The following is a 16,053-nucleotide window of genomic DNA, read 5'->3' as shown; positions in this document are numbered from 1 at the left end:
GCCCGGGCACGACGGAGGCCCCGTCCCTGCGCGGGACGGGGCCTCCGGTGCGGCGGTCGCGGGAACGCGGATCAGATCTTGGCGACCAGCTTGGCCAGACCGGACTTCTTGTTGGCCGCGTTGTTCTTGTGCAGCACGCCCTTGCTGACGGCCTTGTCGAGCTTGCGGGAGACGACGCGCAGCGCGTCCTGGGCGGTCTGCTTGTCCGAGGCGCTGACGGCCTCGTCGACGCGGCGGACGAGCGTCTTCAGCTCGGACTTGTAGGCGTTGTTGCGCAGGCGCGCCTTCTCGTTGGTGAGGTTGCGCTTCTTCTGGGACTTGATGTTGGCCACGTGTGACTCCTTGGCAATGGGTGCGGAATACGGTCAGTGAGGGCAAACAGGCCGGCCATGTGACTGAGTGGGAGTGGGGACGCCCGTGTGGCGACCGTCCTGCAGTGCCCGACGACCAGCGCGGACACACAGCAGAAGAGTCTAGCAGACCGCACCCGGTCGTCGGGCGGCGACGACACGCGCCCGGCCGGGGCCCGGGGGCTCAGCCGCGCCGGCGGACGAGCCGCGCGGCCACCCGGTCGAACAGCTCCTCGGGCAGGACCGCGCCCTCCCGGCGCACGTCCGCGGGCAGCACCCGGACCACGCGGTCGAGCTTGACCTCGGAGGGCCGGCCCCGGGAGTCCCACGGTCCCGAGCCGACGTCCACGTAGTCGGGGTCCTGCCCGAGCCCGTCGGTGCGGTCCCGGGACGTGAGCATCAGGCACAGCAGGTGGTCCCCGGCGCGGTCCACGACCAGCACCGGCCGGTCCTTGCCGCGGCGGTGGTCCTCCTCGAAGGGCACCCACGTCCACACGATCTCGCCGGGGTCGGCCTGCCCGTCCGACAGGGGGCGGTAGACGGGGCGGACCGGTCCGGTCCAGTCGCCCGGGTAGGGGCGGGAGAGCCCCGCGGGGCGGCCCCCGCCGGCCCGGGGCGGCGCGGTGGGCCGGGGTCGGGCAGCACGGCGGTAGACGTCCACGGCGCGGGCGGCGAGCCGCCCCAGGGCGCCCAGGTTCAGCCTCATGCGCCCCACTCTAGCCACCGGGCCGGCCGCGGGACCGACGTCGTCGCCGTCGTGGGCGGGGTGCGGCGCGGGACGAAATGGCCCCCCACCGTCAAACGTGGGAAACTGGACAGCTGAATCCCCCGGCGCGATCCACCCGCCGGTAGCCCCAGGACCTGCCGGAAGCGACGACCTCCCGGAGAAAGGACCGCCCGTGTCACCGCTGGCCGTCAACCCCCCGGTTCCCGCCTCGACCGATCCGTCGATCCTGCGCAACTTCTGCATCATCGCCCACATCGACCACGGCAAGTCCACCCTGGCGGACCGCATGCTGCAGGCCACGGGCGTGGTGACGCCGCGGGAGATGAAGGCGCAGTACCTGGACCGGATGGACATCGAGCGCGAGCGCGGGATCACGATCAAGTCCCAGGCCGTGCGGATGCCCTGGAACGTGGACGGCCAGGACTTCGCCCTGAACATGATCGACACCCCCGGCCACGTCGACTTCACCTACGAGGTCTCCCGGTCCCTGGCCGCCTGCGAGGGCGCGCTGCTGCTGGTGGACGCCGCCCAGGGCATCGAGGCCCAGACGCTGGCCAACCTCTACCTGGCCATGGAGAACGACCTCACGATCATCCCGGTGCTGAACAAGATCGACCTCCCCGCGGCCCAGCCGGAGAAGTACGCCCAGGAGCTGGGCAACCTCATCGGCGTGGAGCCCGAGGACGTGCTGCGGGTCTCCGGCAAGACCGGGGAGGGCGTGGAGGCGCTCCTGGACCGGATCGTCCAGGAGATCCCGCACCCCGAGGGCCGGGCCGACGCCCCGTCGCGGGCCATGATCTTCGACTCCGTCTACGACACCTACCGCGGCGTGGTCACCTACGTCCGAGTGGTCGACGGCCGGCTCGTCCCGCGGGAGCGGATCCGGATGATGTCCACCGGCGCCCAGCACGAGCTGCTGGAGATCGGCGTCATCTCCCCCGAGCCGAAGCCCACCGAGGGTCTGGGCGTGGGGGAGGTGGGCTACCTGATCACCGGCGTCAAGGACGTGCGCCAGTCCCGCGTGGGCGACACCGTGACCAACCACCAGCGCCCCGCGACCGAGAACCTGGGCGGCTACGAGGACCCCAAGCCGATGGTCTTCTCGGGTCTGTTCCCGATCGACGGCTCCGACTACCCGGTGCTGCGCGACGCCCTGGACAAGCTCCAGCTCAACGACGCCGCGCTGGTCTACGAGCCGGAGAACTCCGCGGCCCTGGGCTTCGGCTTCCGCTGCGGGTTCCTGGGCCTGCTGCACCTGGAGATCGTCCGGGAGCGCCTGGAGCGCGAGTTCAACCTCGACCTGATCTCCACCGCCCCGTCCGTGAGCTACAACGTCACCCTCGAGGACCGCTCCGAGCGGGTCGTCACGAACCCCTCCGAGTTCCCCGAGGGGAAGATCGCCGAGATCCGCGAGCCCATGGTCGCCGCCACGGTGCTGGCGCCCTCGGAGTTCATCGGCGCCATCATGGAGCTGTGCCAGTCCAAGCGCGGGCAGCTCAAGGGCATGGACTACCTCTCCGAGGACCGGGTCGAGCTGCGCTACCGGCTGCCGCTGGCCGAGATCGTCTTCGACTTCTTCGACCAGCTGAAGTCCCGCACCAAGGGCTACGCGTCCCTGGACTGGAAGGCCGAGGGGGAGGAGGCCGCCGACCTCGTCAAGGTGGACATCCTCCTGCAGGGCGAGCCGGTCGACGCGTTCAGCGCGATCACCCACCGGGACAAGGCCTACTCCTACGGGGTGATGATGACCGGCAAGCTGCGCGAGCTCATTCCGCGCCAGCAGTTCGAGGTCCCCATCCAGGCCGCCATCGGCTCCCGGGTGATCGCGCGCGAGAACATCCGGGCCATCCGCAAGGACGTGCTCTCCAAGTGCTACGGCGGCGACATCTCCCGCAAGCGCAAGCTGCTCGAGAAGCAGAAGGAGGGCAAGAAGCGGATGAAGATGGTGGGCCGCGTGGAGGTCCCCCAGGAGGCGTTCGTGGCGGCGCTGTCCTCCGACGAGGCCGGGGCGAAGGACAAGAAGAAGTAGTGGCCCCCGCCCAGCCCGAGGGCCTGCCCGCACCGCTCGACGGCCGGCTGCCGGCCTCCGCCGCCGTGGGCTCCGCCGAGCGCACGCTCAGCCTCTACGTGCACGTGCCGTTCTGCGCGGTCCGCTGCGGGTACTGCGACTTCAACACCTACACGGCCGTGGAGCTGGGCGACGGGGTGTCCCAGGACGCCTACGCCGCCGACGCCGCGGCGGAGGTGCGCTGGGCCCGCCGGGTGCTGGAGGACTCCGGCGTGGCCGCCCGGCCCCTGCACAGCGTGTTCTTCGGCGGCGGCACCCCCACGCTGCTGCCCGCCGAGGACCTCGCCGCCGTCCTGGCGCAGGCCCGGGGAAGCTTCGGCCTCGCCGAGGGCGCCGAGGTCACCACCGAGGCCAACCCGGACTCGGTGACCCCGCGGTCCCTGCGGGTCCTCGCGGAGGCCGGGGTGACCCGGGTGTCCTTCGGCATGCAGTCCGCGGCCCCGCACGTCCTCGCCGTCCTGGACCGCACCCACGACCCCGACAACGTGCCGCGGGCGGTCGCCTGGGCGCGCGAGGCGGGACTGGGCGTGAGCGTGGACCTGATCTACGGCACCCCGGGGGAGACCCTGGCCGACTGGGAGCACTCGCTGCGCACGGCCGTGGGCTACGAGCCCGACCACGTCTCGGCCTACTCCCTGATCATCGAGGACGGCACCCGGCTGGCCGCCCGGATGCGGCGCGGGGAGGTCCCGCCGGTCGACGAGGACGACCAGGCCGACAAGTACGAGCTGGCCGACCGGATCCTGGGCGAGGCCGGCTACGAGTGGTACGAGGTGAGCAACTGGTCCCGGACCGCCCGCGGCGCCGACGCCCGGGCCCACCGCAGCCGGCACAACCTCGCGTACTGGCACAACCAGGACTGGTGGGGGATCGGCCCCGGCGCCCACTCGCACGTGGGCGGGACGCGCTGGTGGAACCTCAAGCACCCGGTGCCCTACACGAACCGGGTGCGGGCCGGGGAGTCCCCCGCGGCCGGGCGGGAGATCCTCGACGCGGACACCCGTCACCTCGAGCGCGTGATGCTCGAGGCGCGGATCCGGGACGGCCTGCCCCTGGCGGCCCTGGACGACGACGGGCGCGCCGCGGTGGCCGGACTGATCGCCGACGAGCTCGTGGAGCCCGGGCCGGCGCTGCGCGGGACGCTCGTGCTCACCCTGCGGGGCCGGCTCCTGGGCGACGCCGTGGTGCGGCGCCTGCTCGGCTGACGGGCCGGGACGACCCCGCCGGGCCGGCCCGCGGGTGCCTCAGCGGCGGGCGGCGCGCTCCCGCGACCGCTCGCGCAGCGTCTCGGCGAGCCGGTCGTACAGACGGGTGTTGAACCGGTAGAGGTACGGCTCCCCGTGGTTGACCCGGATGCCGCCGGCCAGGGAGCCGACGGCCAGCAGCAGCCACGCGGCCGCGGCGGCGAGCGCGAAGAGCCAGCCGACGAACGGGACGGGCGCGAGCAGCACGCCGGCGACCACCACCAGGGTGGGCAGCAGGGTGAAGTTCATCGCCTCCCGCGACTCCTGCTCGGTGAACCGCCCCCGGCCGCGGAAGACGCGGTGGATGAGGAACGAGGGCACGAAGCCGACCACCCCGGCGAAGTGCGCCAGGGTCGCCCACTGGTGGTCCTCGGCGACGGTGAGCGGCTGCGCCACGGGGGAGAGGCCCTCGAACGGGGCCTCGGCGTTCTCGTGGCTCGATCGGGGGTCGGTCTGCACGGGCACGGAAGTCCTTCGGAGGTGGGACCGCGGCACGGCTGCGGTCGGCGGATGGCGTGGCTCGATTCTACCGGCCGGTTCGGAAGTTGCACGGGGCCGCCCCGCGCACGTGTGCCTGTATGACGTGACGTCGGTCGCGCCGGCCCCGGGGCGGGCTCAGGCCCCCGGGGCGGTGAGGAAGTCGATGAGCTCCTCGACGCGCCCCAGGAGGGCGGGCTCGAGGTCGGCGTAGCTGTCCACCCGGGAGAGGATGTGCTGCCACGCCCGGCCGAGGTCCCCGGGCGTGCGGTGCGGCCAGCCGAGGGCCGCGGCGGCGCCGGTCTTCCAGTCGGTGCCCCGCGGGACCACGGGCCACGCCTCGACGCCGAGGACCCGGGGCCGGACCGCCTGCCAGATGTCCACGTACGGGTGGCCCAGCACCAGCACGTTGCCGGCCGCCCCGGGCAGGCGCATCGTCCGCTCGGCGATCCGGGACTCCTTGGAGCCGGGCACGAGGTGGTCCACGAGGACGCCCAGCCGCCGGCCCGGGCCCGGTCCGAACTCCTGCACCGCCGCCGCCAGGTCGTCGACGCCGTGCAGCGGCTCCACGACGATGCCCTCGACGGCCAGGTCGTGCCCCCAGACCTTGGCCACGAGCTCGGCGTCGTGGTAGCCCTCGACCCAGACGCGGGAGGCCTTGGCGGTGCTCGCCCGCAGCCCCTCCACGGCCACGGAGCCGGAACGGGTGCGCCCGGGCCGCTTCGCAGCCGGGGCGCGGCGGGGCTCCACGACGACGACGGGCTCGCCCTCCAGCAGGAAGCCCGGTCCCAGCGGGAACGCCTTGACCCGGCCGCGGCGGTCCTCCAGCCCCATGACCCGCATCCCGCCGATCGTCTCCAGGGACACGACCGCCCCGACCCAGCCGGTGGTGACGTCCTCCAGGAGCAGCCCGGGCGCGACCGGCACCTCCGCGGAGGCTGGCTTCCGCCGGGAGAGGCCCGCGTCGTCGAGGCTGCGCGGCCCCCAGCCGTAGTCGCTCATGGTCGTCCTCCCGGTCGCGGTCCCGCCCGTCCGGCGCGGATCAGCCGGAAGCGTACCAAACCGGGCGGGCGCGGCCGGGGGTCGGACACGGGGGCTACACTGGATCGCGCTGGCACTGTGGCCGCCCGAGTGCCAGGCGGCCCGGGTGCCGGGGAGACGAACGGGGAGGAGCGACGTGAACCATCCGAGACGACTGCAGATCCTGCAGGCCATCGTGGAGGACTACGTGCACTTCCAGGAGCCCGTGGGCTCCAAGGCCCTCGTGGAGCGGCACCGGCTCGGTGTCTCCTCCGCCACCGTGCGCAACGACATGGCCGCGCTCGAGGAGGAGGGCCTGATCACGGCCCCCCACACGAGCTCGGGCCGGATCCCCACCGACAAGGGCTACCGGACGTTCGTGGACCAGATCGCGGCCGTCAAGCCGCTCTCCGGCCCGGAGCGCCGGGCCATCCAGAGCCTGCTCGACGACGCCGCCGACATCGACGACGTCATGGAGCGCACCGTGCGCCTGCTCGCGCAGCTCACCCACCAGGTCGCGGTCGTGCAGTACCCGCACGCGTCCGGGGTGACGGTGCGCCACGTGGAGGTCGTCGACCTCGGTGCGGGCCGGGTGCTCGTGGTGCTCATCCCCACCAACGGGCGGGTCGCCCAGCGCGTGGCCGTGCTGCCCGCCCCCCTGGAGGAGGCGCAGCTGCTCGAGCTGCGCGCCCGGGTGCTGGCCGCGGCCGTCGGCCGGTCCCTGGCCGCGGTGCCCGCGGCGCTCGTGGCGATGACCGCCGACATGGCGCCCCAGCTGCGCCCGGCCGCCGAGACGGTGGCCGAGGTCGTCGGGTCCCTGGCCGCGGGCGGGGCCGAGCACCGCATGGTCATGGCCGGCACCGCCAACCTCGCCCGCGCCACCGGGGACTTCCACCTGAGCATCGGCCCCGTGCTGGAGGCGCTCGAGGAGCAGGTCGTCATGCTCCGGCTGCTCTCCGAGATGGAGCAGGACGCCCGCGGCGTGGCCGTGCGCATCGGCGCGGAGAACGCCGCGGGACCCCTGTCCGAGGCGGCGGTCGTCGCCACCGGCTACGGGCCCCAGTCCAAGGTCGGGGTCGTGGGCCCCATGCGCATGGACTACCCGTCCACGATGGCGGCCGTGCGCGCCGTCGCCCGCTACCTCTCCCGTATCCTCGGGGGCTGAGCCCCCGCGGGCCCCGGGTGCCGGGGCCCTGCACCAGAACTCCCACCAGACCTCTCGACAGAACGGACCACGGTGAGCAATCACTACGAGACCCTGGGTGTGTCCCGCGACGCCAGCCAGGAAGAGATCAAGAAGGCCTATCGGAAGAAGGCCCGCAAGCTGCACCCGGACGTCAACCCCAGCCCGGAGGCCGCGGAGGAGTTCAAGCGCGTCTCGCACGCCAACGACGTCCTCGCCGACCCCGAGAAGCGGCGCGTGTACGACGCCACCGGCAACGAGAACGGCACCGACACCGGCTTCGGCGGCGGGTTCCCGGGCACCGGATTCGGCTTCCAGGACATCTTCGACACCTTCTTCCAAGGCGCCGGCGGCTCCGGGGCGGGCCGGCGCGGACCGGCCTCCCGCACCCGCCAGGGCCAGGACGCGCTGATCAACGTGCGCGTGTCCCTCAAGGACGCGGTCTTCGGCACCGAGAAGAAGATCACCGTGGACACCGCGGTGGTCTGCCCCACCTGCAACGGCAGCTGCTGCCAGGAGGGCACCCGCCCGGAGACCTGCGAGGTCTGCCACGGCGCCGGCCAGGTCCAGCGCCAGGTGCAGTCCATCCTCGGGACCGTGGTGACCGCGGCCCCCTGCGCCACCTGCGACGGCTTCGGCACGGTCATCAAGCACCCCTGCCACGAGTGCTACGGCGAGGGCCGGGTGCGCGACCGCCGCCCGCTCACCGTCAAGATCCCGGCCGGGGTGTCCTCGGGCAACCGGATCCGCCTCTCCGGCCAGGGCGAGGCGGGCACGGCCGGCGGACCCAACGGCGACCTCTACGTCGAGCTCAAGGTCGACCCGGACCCGACCTTCGAGCGGCAGGGCGACGACCTGCACGCCCGGGTGCGCGTGCCCATGACCTCCGCGGCCCTGGGCACCACCGTGACCCTCGAGACCTTCGACGGGGAGCGCGATGTGCCGGTGTCCCCGGGCACCCAGACGGGTCACACGGTCACCCTGCACGACCTCGGCGCCACGCGGCTGCGCGGCGGCGGCCGCGGCGAGCTGTTCGTCCACCTCGAGGTCGAGACGCCCACGGGGCTCGACGACGAGCAGCGCGAGCTGCTGGAGCAGCTCTCCCGGCTGCGCGGCGAGGAGCAGGCCACCGGCACCACGCTGAACAGCCCCGCCGGTTCCGGCGGGTTCTTCTCGCGGCTCAAGGACCGCTTCGACCTGTGAGCCTGCCCGTCTTCAAGGTCGAGCCCGGCGGGCTCGAGGGGCTCGGCCCGGGCGCGGTGCTCACCGTCACCGGGCCGGAGGCCCGCCACGCCGTCACCGTGCGCCGCCTCGGTCCCGGTGAGCACCTCGAGCTGGTCGACGGCGCGGGCGCGCGGGCGACCGGGGAGCTGTGCGCCGCCGGGAAGGACAGCATGGACGTGCGCCTGGACGCGGTGAGCGCGGATCCGGTCCGCCGGCCCCGGCTGGTGCTCGCCCAGGCCCTCGCCAAGGGGGAGCGCGACCTCCTGGCCGTCGAGACGGCCACCGAGCTCGGCGTCGACGCGGTGGTGCCGTGGCAGGCGGAGCGCTCCATCGTGCGGTGGAAGAAGGAGCGCGCCGCCAAGAGCCACGACAAGTGGGTGCACACGGTGGCAGCCGCCGCCAAGCAGTCCCGCCGCGCCCACTGGCCCGAGGTCCTGCCCCTGAGCACCACCCGCGAGCTCGCCGCCCTGCTGGGGCAGCCGGGCACGGCCGGGGTCGTGCTGCACGAGCAGGCCCGTGACTCCCTCGCGGACCAGCTCGGCCGGCCGCACCGGCCCTGGGACGCGGCGGAGCGGATCGTGCTCGTCGTCGGTCCGGAGGGCGGCATCGCCCCGGGCGAGCTCGAGGCCCTGGCCGGCGCCGGGGCGCGGACGCTGCGGCTCGGGCCCGAGGTGCTGCGCAGCTCCACCGCCGGGCCGGTCGCCCTGGCCGTGCTCAGCGCCGCGCTGGGCCGGTGGGACGGCGTCCCCGGCTGAGCCGGTCAGGCCGCCCCGCACACGTCCCGGCGGGCCCGGTCGTTCAGCGCGGGACGACCTCCACGGCGTCCTCGTCGCGCACGGTCCTGCCCTCGGCGTCCCGGCCCGTGACCTCCACCTCGTACCGGCCGGGGGTCAGCTCGACCTCCGTGCGGAACCCGACCGTCCCGTCGTCCCGCGCGGTGGTGCCGACCGCGCCGCCGGCAACCGTCGCCCCGTCCTCGTCCCGGACGGCCCACCGGCAGTCGCCCACGCCCTCCAGGGCCCGGCCGGAGATCTCGACGGCGCCCTCGGGGTGCGGGCCCTCCTGGGGGTCCAGCAGCCACAGGGGCGCCTCCAGGCTCCCGTCGGGCCGCAGGGGCCCGTCGAGCCGGACGGAGCCGAAGACCTCCTCCCGGGCCCGGCCGTCCACGAGCACCACCACCTCCGGCTCCGCGTTCTGCGGGAGCAGCCCGGTGCTGCTGGCCGTCGCCGTCACGGTGTGGGCGAGCTGCTGGAGCGCCAGGCGCGCGTCCTGCTCGTCCAGGCCGGTGCCGAAGGCCTCGGCGGGCAGGTCGACGGTGATCGTGCCGTCCGGGGACGTGGAGCTGCCCACCTGGTCCGCCGGGGACCAGAGGGTGCGGTAGCCGGGATCCTGGGGCGCGGCGGTGGTCAGCATCGCGGCCGCGGCCGCGATGGGGTCCACGGCCGTCGGGCCCTCGGTGGCGTCCCGGAACTCGCGGAACAGCCGTTGCTCCCCGTCGGCCGCCCCCACCCAGTAGACCGGGACCTTCGTGGTGGCGACCGCGCTGCTGCCCCCCCGCGGCGCCGGAGGCGCTGCGCGCCGGGCCGGGCGCGGCCGCAGCCGCGGAGGCGGGCGCCGTGCCGGATGCGGGCACGGCGTCGTGGGGCGCCGGCCCGGGCCCCGGGGCGCACCCGGCCAGGACGACGAGGCATGCCGTGGACAGCGCGACCGCGCGGCGGCGGGCGCGCCCGGCGGGGGACCGGAACAGGTCAGGGGCCATGGGGGGACGCGCACCTCGTCTCTGCGGGGTCGATGGGGGATGCCGGTGCGGCCGGCCGGGGGCCGCACCCGTCCCCCTGCCGGAGGACCCGACCATTCCAGCACAGCGGCCGGAGGCCCCACGCCCGGAACGGCCGCTCCGCCGTGACCGATACCAAATCGGAATCTCCGCCCGGGCGGGCCCGGGCGCCGGAGCCGCGCGGTACCCTGGTAGCAGGGCCGGCCCCCGCGGGGCGCCCGTCGCCGCACCACGGTGCCCGCTGCGGCACCCGCACCGACCAACCGCACCCATCGAGAGAGCGAGAGCACGGCCCCACGGGCCGCACCCATGACTGAGACGCTGCCCGGCACCACGCACCCACTGACGGCCCGCACCGTCATCACCTTTCCCGACCGCGAGACCATGGTCCGCTGCCTCGGCTCCGGGGACGACACCCTGCGCCAGGTGGAGACGGCCTTTCCCGGCCTCTCGACGCGCCCGCGGGAGCTGGAGCTCGGCATCGAGGGCCCGAGCGGCCCCGTGCAGATCGTCGCGACGCTCTTCGGCGAGCTCAAGGTCCTCGCCGGACGCGAGACCGCGATCACCCCCCAGGTGATCACGCAGCTGCTCGAGCTGATCGGCCGGGACCTCTCCGCCCGGCCCAGCGGGGCGCTGACCCAGAACATCCTCTCCAGCCGGGGCCGCAAGATCCGGCCCAAGACCCTGCACCAGAAGTCCTACGTCGACGCCATCGACGAGCACACCGTCGTGTTCGGCATCGGACCGGCCGGCACGGGCAAGACCTACCTGGCCATGGCCAAGGCCGTCCAGGCGCTGCAGGCCAAGGAGGTCTCCCGGATCATCCTCACGCGCCCGGCGGTGGAGGCGGGGGAGCGCCTGGGCTTCCTGCCGGGGACGCTGAGCGAGAAGATCGACCCGTACCTGCGCCCGCTCTACGACGCGCTGCACGACATGATGGACCCGGAGTCCATCCCGCGGCTCATGGAGGCGGGCACGATCGAGGTGGCCCCCCTCGCGTACATGCGCGGGCGGACCCTCAACGACGCGTTCATCATCCTCGACGAGGCGCAGAACACCACGCCCGAGCAGATGAAGATGTTCCTCACCCGCCTGGGCTTCGGCTCGAAGATGGTGATCACCGGCGACGTCACCCAGGTGGACCTGCCCGGGAGCTCCTCGTCCGGGCTGCGCCAGGTCCAGCACGTGCTCGGCGGCGTCCAGGACGTCGCGTTCACCGAGATGACCGCCGAGGACGTCGTGCGCCACGAGCTGGTGAGCCGCATCGTCAGCGCCTACGACGCCTTCGACACCACCAACCGGCGGCGCAACGAGCGCCGGGAGCGCAAGGAGAGCACGCGGGCGGCACGGGCCGCCGAGAGCGGGGCCGCCCCCGAGGACGGGGAGCGCGCCTGATGGCCGTCGAGTTCGACCTCCACGCGGACCCCGGGGAGGTGCCGGCCGCGGACCGCGCGGCCTGGGCCGCCGTCGACGTCGAGCTGCTGGGCCGGCTCGCCGAGCACGTCCTGCGCCGGCTGCACGTGCACCCCGACGCCGAGCTGTCGGTCGCGGTCGTCGGGGAGGAGGAGATGGCGCGCCTGCACGTCGAGTGGATGGACCTGCCCGGCGCTACGGACGTGCTCTCCTTCCCCATGGACGAGCTGCGCCCCGGCACCCCGGAGGAGCCCGCGGAGGGAACCCTCGGCGACATCGTGCTCTGCCCGCCGGTGGCCCGACGCCAGGCCGAGGCCGCCGGGCACTCGGTCGCGGACGAGCTGTGCCTGCTCACCACCCACGGCATCCTGCACCTGCTGGGCCACGACCACGCCGAGCCCGACGAGCGGCGCGTCATGTTCGCCCTGCAGCGGGACCTGCTCACCGACTTCCTCGGCCGTCCCGCCCCGGTCGAGACCATGGAGTAGCGCCCCGTGACCACCGCCGTCCTGGTCCTCGCGGCCGTCGTGTTCCTGTGCACGGCCTTCGTGCTCACCGCCGCGGAGACCGGCCTGACCTACCTGCCGCGCGCCGACGCCGAGACCATCGTCCGGGAGGACCCCGACTCGGCCGCCGCGAAGCTGCTGGCCACGCCCACCGCCCACCTGCACGCCCTGCGCTTCTGGACGGTGTGGTTCGAGACCGCCTCCGCCGTGGCCGTGGCCCTCGCGATCTTCCACGCGCTCGGGGACGTCTGGCGCGCCGGCCTGCTCGCCACCGTGGTGATGGCCGCGGTGGGCTTCGTCCTCACCGGGGTGTCCCCCCGCCAGGTGGGCCGCAGCAACCCGGCCGGCACCGTGCGCTTCACCTCGGGCCTCGTGCGCGTGCTGCGCGCGCTGCTGGGTCCCGTGCCGGGCCTGCTCGTGCGCCTGGGGTCCTCGGTCGCCCGGGCGCCCGGGCACGCCGCCCCCGGCTTCCTCACCGAGGAGGAGCTGCTCGAGTTCGTCGACCGGTCCACCGACCAGGACGTCATCGAGAACAACGAGGCCGAGCTGCTGCACTCGGTCTTCGACCTCGACGACACGAACGTCCGGGCCGTCATGGTGCCGCGCACCGACATGGTCACCATCGACGACGACGACACCGTGGACAACGCCCTCAACCTGTTCTTCCGCTCGGGCTACTCCCGGATCCCCGTCATCGGGGAGAGCGCCGACGACGTCCTCGGGATCCTCTACCAGAAGGACCTCGCCGAGCGCGTGCACCGGCAGGGCGCCGGCCTGCGGATCGGCGGGCTGTCCGAGCTGGCCCGCGAGGTCCGCTACGTGCCCGAGTCCAAGAAGGTCAACGAGCTGCTGCGCGAGATGCAGCTCGAGTCCATCCACGTGGCCGTCGTCGTCGACGAGTACGGCGGCACCGCCGGGCTGGTGACGCTGGAGGACCTCATCGAGGAGCTGCTCGGGGAGATCGTCGACGAGTACGACCGCGAGAAGCCCGAGGTCGCCGAGCTCGGCGACGGCCGCTACCGCGTCTCGGCCGCCCTCGGGGTCGAGGACCTGGGCGACCTGTTCGGCGTCGACCTCGAGGACGACGAGGTGGACACGGCCGGCGGGCTGCTGGCCAAGAGCATCGGCCGGGTGCCCATCGTGGGCTCCCGCGCCACCGTCGAGGGCATCGTCCTCGAAGCCGTCACCCTGGAGGGCCGGCGCAACCGGGTGGGCCAGCTGGAGGTCCACCGGGACCCGGAGTGGGTTCCCCCGGGGTCCACGGCCGTGGATCCCGCCGCACTGGAGTCCGAGGAGGAGTCCCACCACCATGTCTGAGCCCACCCCCGCCGAGCCCACCCCCGCCGAGCCCACCGGGCCGTTCCGCGCCGGGTTCGCGGTGCTCGTCGGCCGCCCCAACGCCGGCAAGTCCACGCTGACCAACGCCCTGGTCGGGCAGAAGGTCGCGATCACCTCCAACCGCCCGCAGACCACGCGCCACACCATCCGCGGCATCGTGCACCGCCCCGAGGGGCAGCTCGTGCTGGTGGACACCCCCGGGCTGCACCGGCCGCGGACCCTGCTGGGCGAGCGGCTCAACGACCTCGTGGCCGACACCCTCGCCGAGGTCGACGTCATCGGCTTCTGCGTCCCCGCGGACCAGAAGATCGGCCCGGGCGACCGCTACATCGCCCAGCAGCTGGCCGCCTCCGGCAACAAGCCCGTCGTCGCGATCGTGACGAAGACCGACACCGTCTCCCGCGCCGAGCTCACGGAGCAGCTGCTGGCCGTCACCGAGCTCGGTCGCTCCGTCATGGCGGCCGAGCACCAGGCCCGCGCCGAGCGGGCCGAGCGCGCCGCCCGGAAGCCGCGGCACCGCGGCCCGGCCGCGCCCGCGCCGGCCGTGCCCGCCGCGGAGCCCGGGTGGGCCGACGTCATCCCCGTCTCGGCCGTGGACGGCTTCCAGGTGGAGGCCCTCGCCCGGCTGCTCGTCGCCCGGATGCCCGAGTCCCCGGCGCTGTACCCCGACGGGGAGCTGACCGACGAGCCGGAGCTGACCATGGTCGCGGAGCTGGTCCGCGAGGCGGCCCTCGAGGGGGTGCGCGACGAGCTGCCGCACTCCCTGGCCGTCGTGGTCGAGGAGATGGTCCCGCGCGAGGGCCGCCCGGCCGACCGGCCCCTGCTGGACGTGCGGGTCAACGTCTACGTGGAGCGATCCTCGCAGAAGGCCATCATCATCGGCAAGGGCGGCTCCCGGCTGCGCGAGATCGGCACCCGCTCCCGCACCGCCATCGAGGCCCTGCTGGGCACCAAGGTCTACCTCGACCTGCACGTGAAGGTCGCCAAGGAGTGGCAGCGCGACCCCAAGCAGCTCTCCCGCCTGGGTTTCTAGGACGGGTGACCGGGCCGGGCTTCCCGGCCCCCGCGCGCGGCCCCCACCGCGCGCCCGCACCGCGTGGCCCGCCACGGGCCGCGCCGCGCACGACTAGCATGGCTCCCGGCGCCCCGGCCGGGCGCCGTCCCCCCCGACCCCGGCCCCCGCCGCGGCCGTTCCAGGAGAAGATCACCGTGTCCTCAACGCCCCCCGACGCCCCCGGGCGCCCGCGCGCCCGCCGATGGTCCCGGAAACGCTGGGCGGCCCTGGCAGTGGTGATGGTGCTGCTCGTGGTCCTCGGCGTCGGCCTGGCGGCGACCTGGCGGCTGCAGTCCAACCTGGACACCTCCCCGCTGGACCTCGGCGACGGCTCCGGCACGGTCGAGGAGGGGCCGCTCGACGTCCTCGTCATGGGCACCGACACCCGTGACGGCGAGGGCAACGACCAGTACGGCGACGACGGCGACAGCTCCGGGTCCGGCCTGACGGACGTCATGATGCTCGTGCACGTGGCCGAGGACCGCAGCGGCGTCACCGTCGTCTCGCTCCCGCGCGACCTGGTGGCCGACATCCCGCAGTGCACGGATCCCGAGTCCGGGGAGGTGCACCCGGCCGAGGAGGACGCGATGCTGAACTCGGCGATCGCCAACGGCGGCCCCGGCTGCACGGTCGCCACGGTCAACCGGATGACGGGCCTGCAGATCGACCACTTCATGCTCGCCGACTTCAACGCCGTCAAGGAGCTCTCCTCCACGGTGGGCGGAGTCGAGGTGTGCGTCAACGAGGCCGTCGACGACCCGAAGTCCGGCCTGGAGCTGCCCGCCGGCGTGTCCTCGGTCGAGGGCGAGCAGGCCCTGGCGTTCCTGCGCAGCCGGGCCGCGTTCGGGGACGGCGGGGACACCAGCCGGATCCGCTCCCAGCAGTCCTTCCTGGCCTCGCTGGCCCGGAAGATCAAGGAGGAGGGCACCCTCATGGATCTGCCCAAGCTCTACGAGATCGCCGACGTGGCGACCCGCAACCTGCACGTGGACGAGGACCTCGGGTCCGTGCCCACCATGGTCGGCCTCGCCACGGCCGTGCGCGGGGTGGACCTGGCGGACATGGTGTTCGTCACCGTCCCCACGGAGCCCTACGCCTTGGACCCCAACCGCCTCCAGCTCGAGGAGGACGCGGCGGAGAACCTCTTCGAGGCGCTGCGCGAGGACCGGTCCCTCACGAGCCCCACGGAGGCCCCGACGGCCTCGGCGAGCCCCTCGCCCGAGGCGTCGACGGCCCCGCCGTTCGACCCGGCCTCGGTGCCGCTGTCGGTGTCCAACGCCTCCGGCGTCGAGGGCCGCGACGGCGACATCGCCGACGTGCTCGAGGACGCGGGGTACACCGCGGTCGAGGGCGGGGCGCAGCCGGCGGAGCTGCCGGGCACGCAGGTCTTCTTCGGCGCCGGCTGGTCCGAGGCCGCCGCCGCCGTGGCCGAGCTGCTCGGCGTGCCGTCGTCGCAGATCGTGCCGACCACCGACGTCGCCGGGGTGCTCGTCTCGGTCGGTCAGGACTTCCCGGAGGGGGACCGCTTGGAGGTCAGCTCGGCGCTGCCGGGGGAGCTCAACGGGCAGACCGCGGAGCAGTACACCTGCCAGCAGGCGGCGGGGGACTGGTGAGCCCGGGAGCCGGTCCGCTGCGCGCCGCGTGATACGTTGGACACATGCGGACAGGGACC

At 74.0% G+C, this 16,053-nt stretch carries 15 protein-coding genes; 10 read left to right on the top strand and 5 right to left on the bottom strand.

Translation table 11 applies throughout. The annotated features are described in order from the left end of the window. Positions 1-71: 71 nt before the first annotated feature. Together rpsT and GMA12_RS06175 are read right to left on the bottom strand one after the other, a co-directional pair. A complete protein-coding gene (gene rpsT, locus GMA12_RS06180; RefSeq protein WP_062734200.1) occupies positions 72-332 on the bottom strand; it encodes a 30S ribosomal protein S20 in 261 nt (86 codons plus the stop codon). 202 nt (positions 333-534) lie between these two features. Beyond that, entirely contained in the window at positions 535-1,056 is a 522-nt protein-coding gene (locus GMA12_RS06175; protein WP_156268209.1) for a type II toxin-antitoxin system PemK/MazF family toxin, read from the bottom strand. Positions 1,057-1,249: 193 nt separating this feature from the next. On the opposite strand from GMA12_RS06175, the gene lepA reads away from it, so the two are divergent. Further along, a complete protein-coding gene (gene lepA, locus GMA12_RS06170) occupies positions 1,250-3,106 on the top strand; it encodes a translation elongation factor 4 (protein WP_162459552.1) in 1,857 nt (618 codons plus the stop codon). Next, positions 3,106-4,350: a radical SAM family heme chaperone HemW gene (gene hemW / locus GMA12_RS06165; RefSeq protein ID WP_162459551.1), complete on the top strand. Its 1,245-nt coding sequence runs from the start codon at positions 3,106-3,108 to the stop codon at positions 4,348-4,350. The genes lepA and hemW overlap by 1 nt, the downstream gene beginning before the upstream one ends. Before the next feature lie 39 nt (positions 4,351-4,389). Here hemW and GMA12_RS06160 read toward each other — a convergent pair whose 3' ends face one another. Together GMA12_RS06160 and GMA12_RS06155 are read right to left on the bottom strand one after the other, a co-directional pair. Further along, complete coding sequence (locus GMA12_RS06160) at positions 4,390-4,854, bottom strand: DUF4870 domain-containing protein (RefSeq protein ID WP_162459550.1); 465 nt, start codon at positions 4,852-4,854, stop codon at positions 4,390-4,392. A gap of 150 nt (positions 4,855-5,004) precedes the next feature. Continuing rightward, entirely contained in the window at positions 5,005-5,868 is an 864-nt protein-coding gene (locus GMA12_RS06155; protein WP_156268207.1) for a DUF3097 domain-containing protein, read from the bottom strand. Positions 5,869-6,043: 175 nt separating this feature from the next. On the opposite strand from GMA12_RS06155, the gene hrcA reads away from it, so the two are divergent. The 3 genes from hrcA to GMA12_RS06140 all read left to right on the top strand — a co-directional run bounded on the left by hrcA (position 6,044) and on the right by GMA12_RS06140 (position 9,048). After that, positions 6,044-7,051 (top strand): heat-inducible transcriptional repressor HrcA, encoded by a 1,008-nt coding sequence (gene hrcA, locus GMA12_RS06150; RefSeq protein ID WP_162459549.1) that lies wholly within the window; start codon positions 6,044-6,046, stop codon positions 7,049-7,051. A 72-nt stretch (positions 7,052-7,123) separates the two neighbouring features. Then, complete coding sequence (gene dnaJ / locus GMA12_RS06145) at positions 7,124-8,272, top strand: molecular chaperone DnaJ (RefSeq protein WP_162459548.1); 1,149 nt, start codon at positions 7,124-7,126, stop codon at positions 8,270-8,272. Next, the gene (locus GMA12_RS06140; protein WP_162459547.1) at positions 8,269-9,048 is read left to right on the top strand and encodes a 16S rRNA (uracil(1498)-N(3))-methyltransferase; all 780 of its coding nucleotides are present in this window, start codon (positions 8,269-8,271) and stop codon (positions 9,046-9,048) included. The genes dnaJ and GMA12_RS06140 overlap by 4 nt, the downstream gene beginning before the upstream one ends. A 43-nt stretch (positions 9,049-9,091) precedes the next feature. Here the strand turns inward: GMA12_RS06140 and GMA12_RS19520 are convergent, their stop codons facing one another. Then, positions 9,092-9,802: a GerMN domain-containing protein gene (locus tag GMA12_RS19520; RefSeq protein ID WP_162459546.1), complete on the bottom strand. Its 711-nt coding sequence runs from the start codon at positions 9,800-9,802 to the stop codon at positions 9,092-9,094. A gap of 577 nt (positions 9,803-10,379) precedes the next feature. Here GMA12_RS19520 and GMA12_RS06130 point away from each other — a divergent pair. The 5 genes from GMA12_RS06130 to GMA12_RS06110 all read left to right on the top strand — a co-directional run bounded on the left by GMA12_RS06130 (position 10,380) and on the right by GMA12_RS06110 (position 15,994). After that, entirely contained in the window at positions 10,380-11,465 is a 1,086-nt protein-coding gene (locus tag GMA12_RS06130; protein ID WP_156268203.1) for a PhoH family protein, read from the top strand. Continuing rightward, positions 11,465-11,971 carry an rRNA maturation RNase YbeY gene (gene ybeY, locus GMA12_RS06125; protein ID WP_156268201.1) on the top strand — a complete coding sequence of 169 codons (507 nt, stop codon included), beginning with the start codon at positions 11,465-11,467 and terminating at the stop codon, positions 11,969-11,971. The genes GMA12_RS06130 and ybeY overlap by 1 nt, the downstream gene beginning before the upstream one ends. Before the next feature lie 6 nt (positions 11,972-11,977). Continuing rightward, positions 11,978-13,306 (top strand): hemolysin family protein, encoded by a 1,329-nt coding sequence (locus GMA12_RS06120; protein WP_162459545.1) that lies wholly within the window; start codon positions 11,978-11,980, stop codon positions 13,304-13,306. Continuing rightward, positions 13,299-14,360, top strand: coding sequence for a GTPase Era (locus tag GMA12_RS06115; protein ID WP_156268199.1), 1,062 nt, complete (start codon positions 13,299-13,301; stop codon positions 14,358-14,360). Before GMA12_RS06120 ends, GMA12_RS06115 begins: the two co-directional genes overlap by 8 nt. Positions 14,361-14,536: 176 nt before the next feature. Then, positions 14,537-15,994 carry an LCP family protein gene (locus GMA12_RS06110; protein ID WP_162459544.1) on the top strand — a complete coding sequence of 486 codons (1,458 nt, stop codon included), beginning with the start codon at positions 14,537-14,539 and terminating at the stop codon, positions 15,992-15,994. Positions 15,995-16,053 lie beyond the last annotated feature (59 nt).

Origin of the sequence: Kocuria sediminis (assembly GCF_009735315.1) — a bacterium.
Lineage (GTDB): Bacteria > Actinomycetota > Actinomycetes > Actinomycetales > Micrococcaceae > Kocuria > Kocuria turfanensis.
This window is presented reverse-complemented; position numbering and strand designations above follow the sequence as displayed.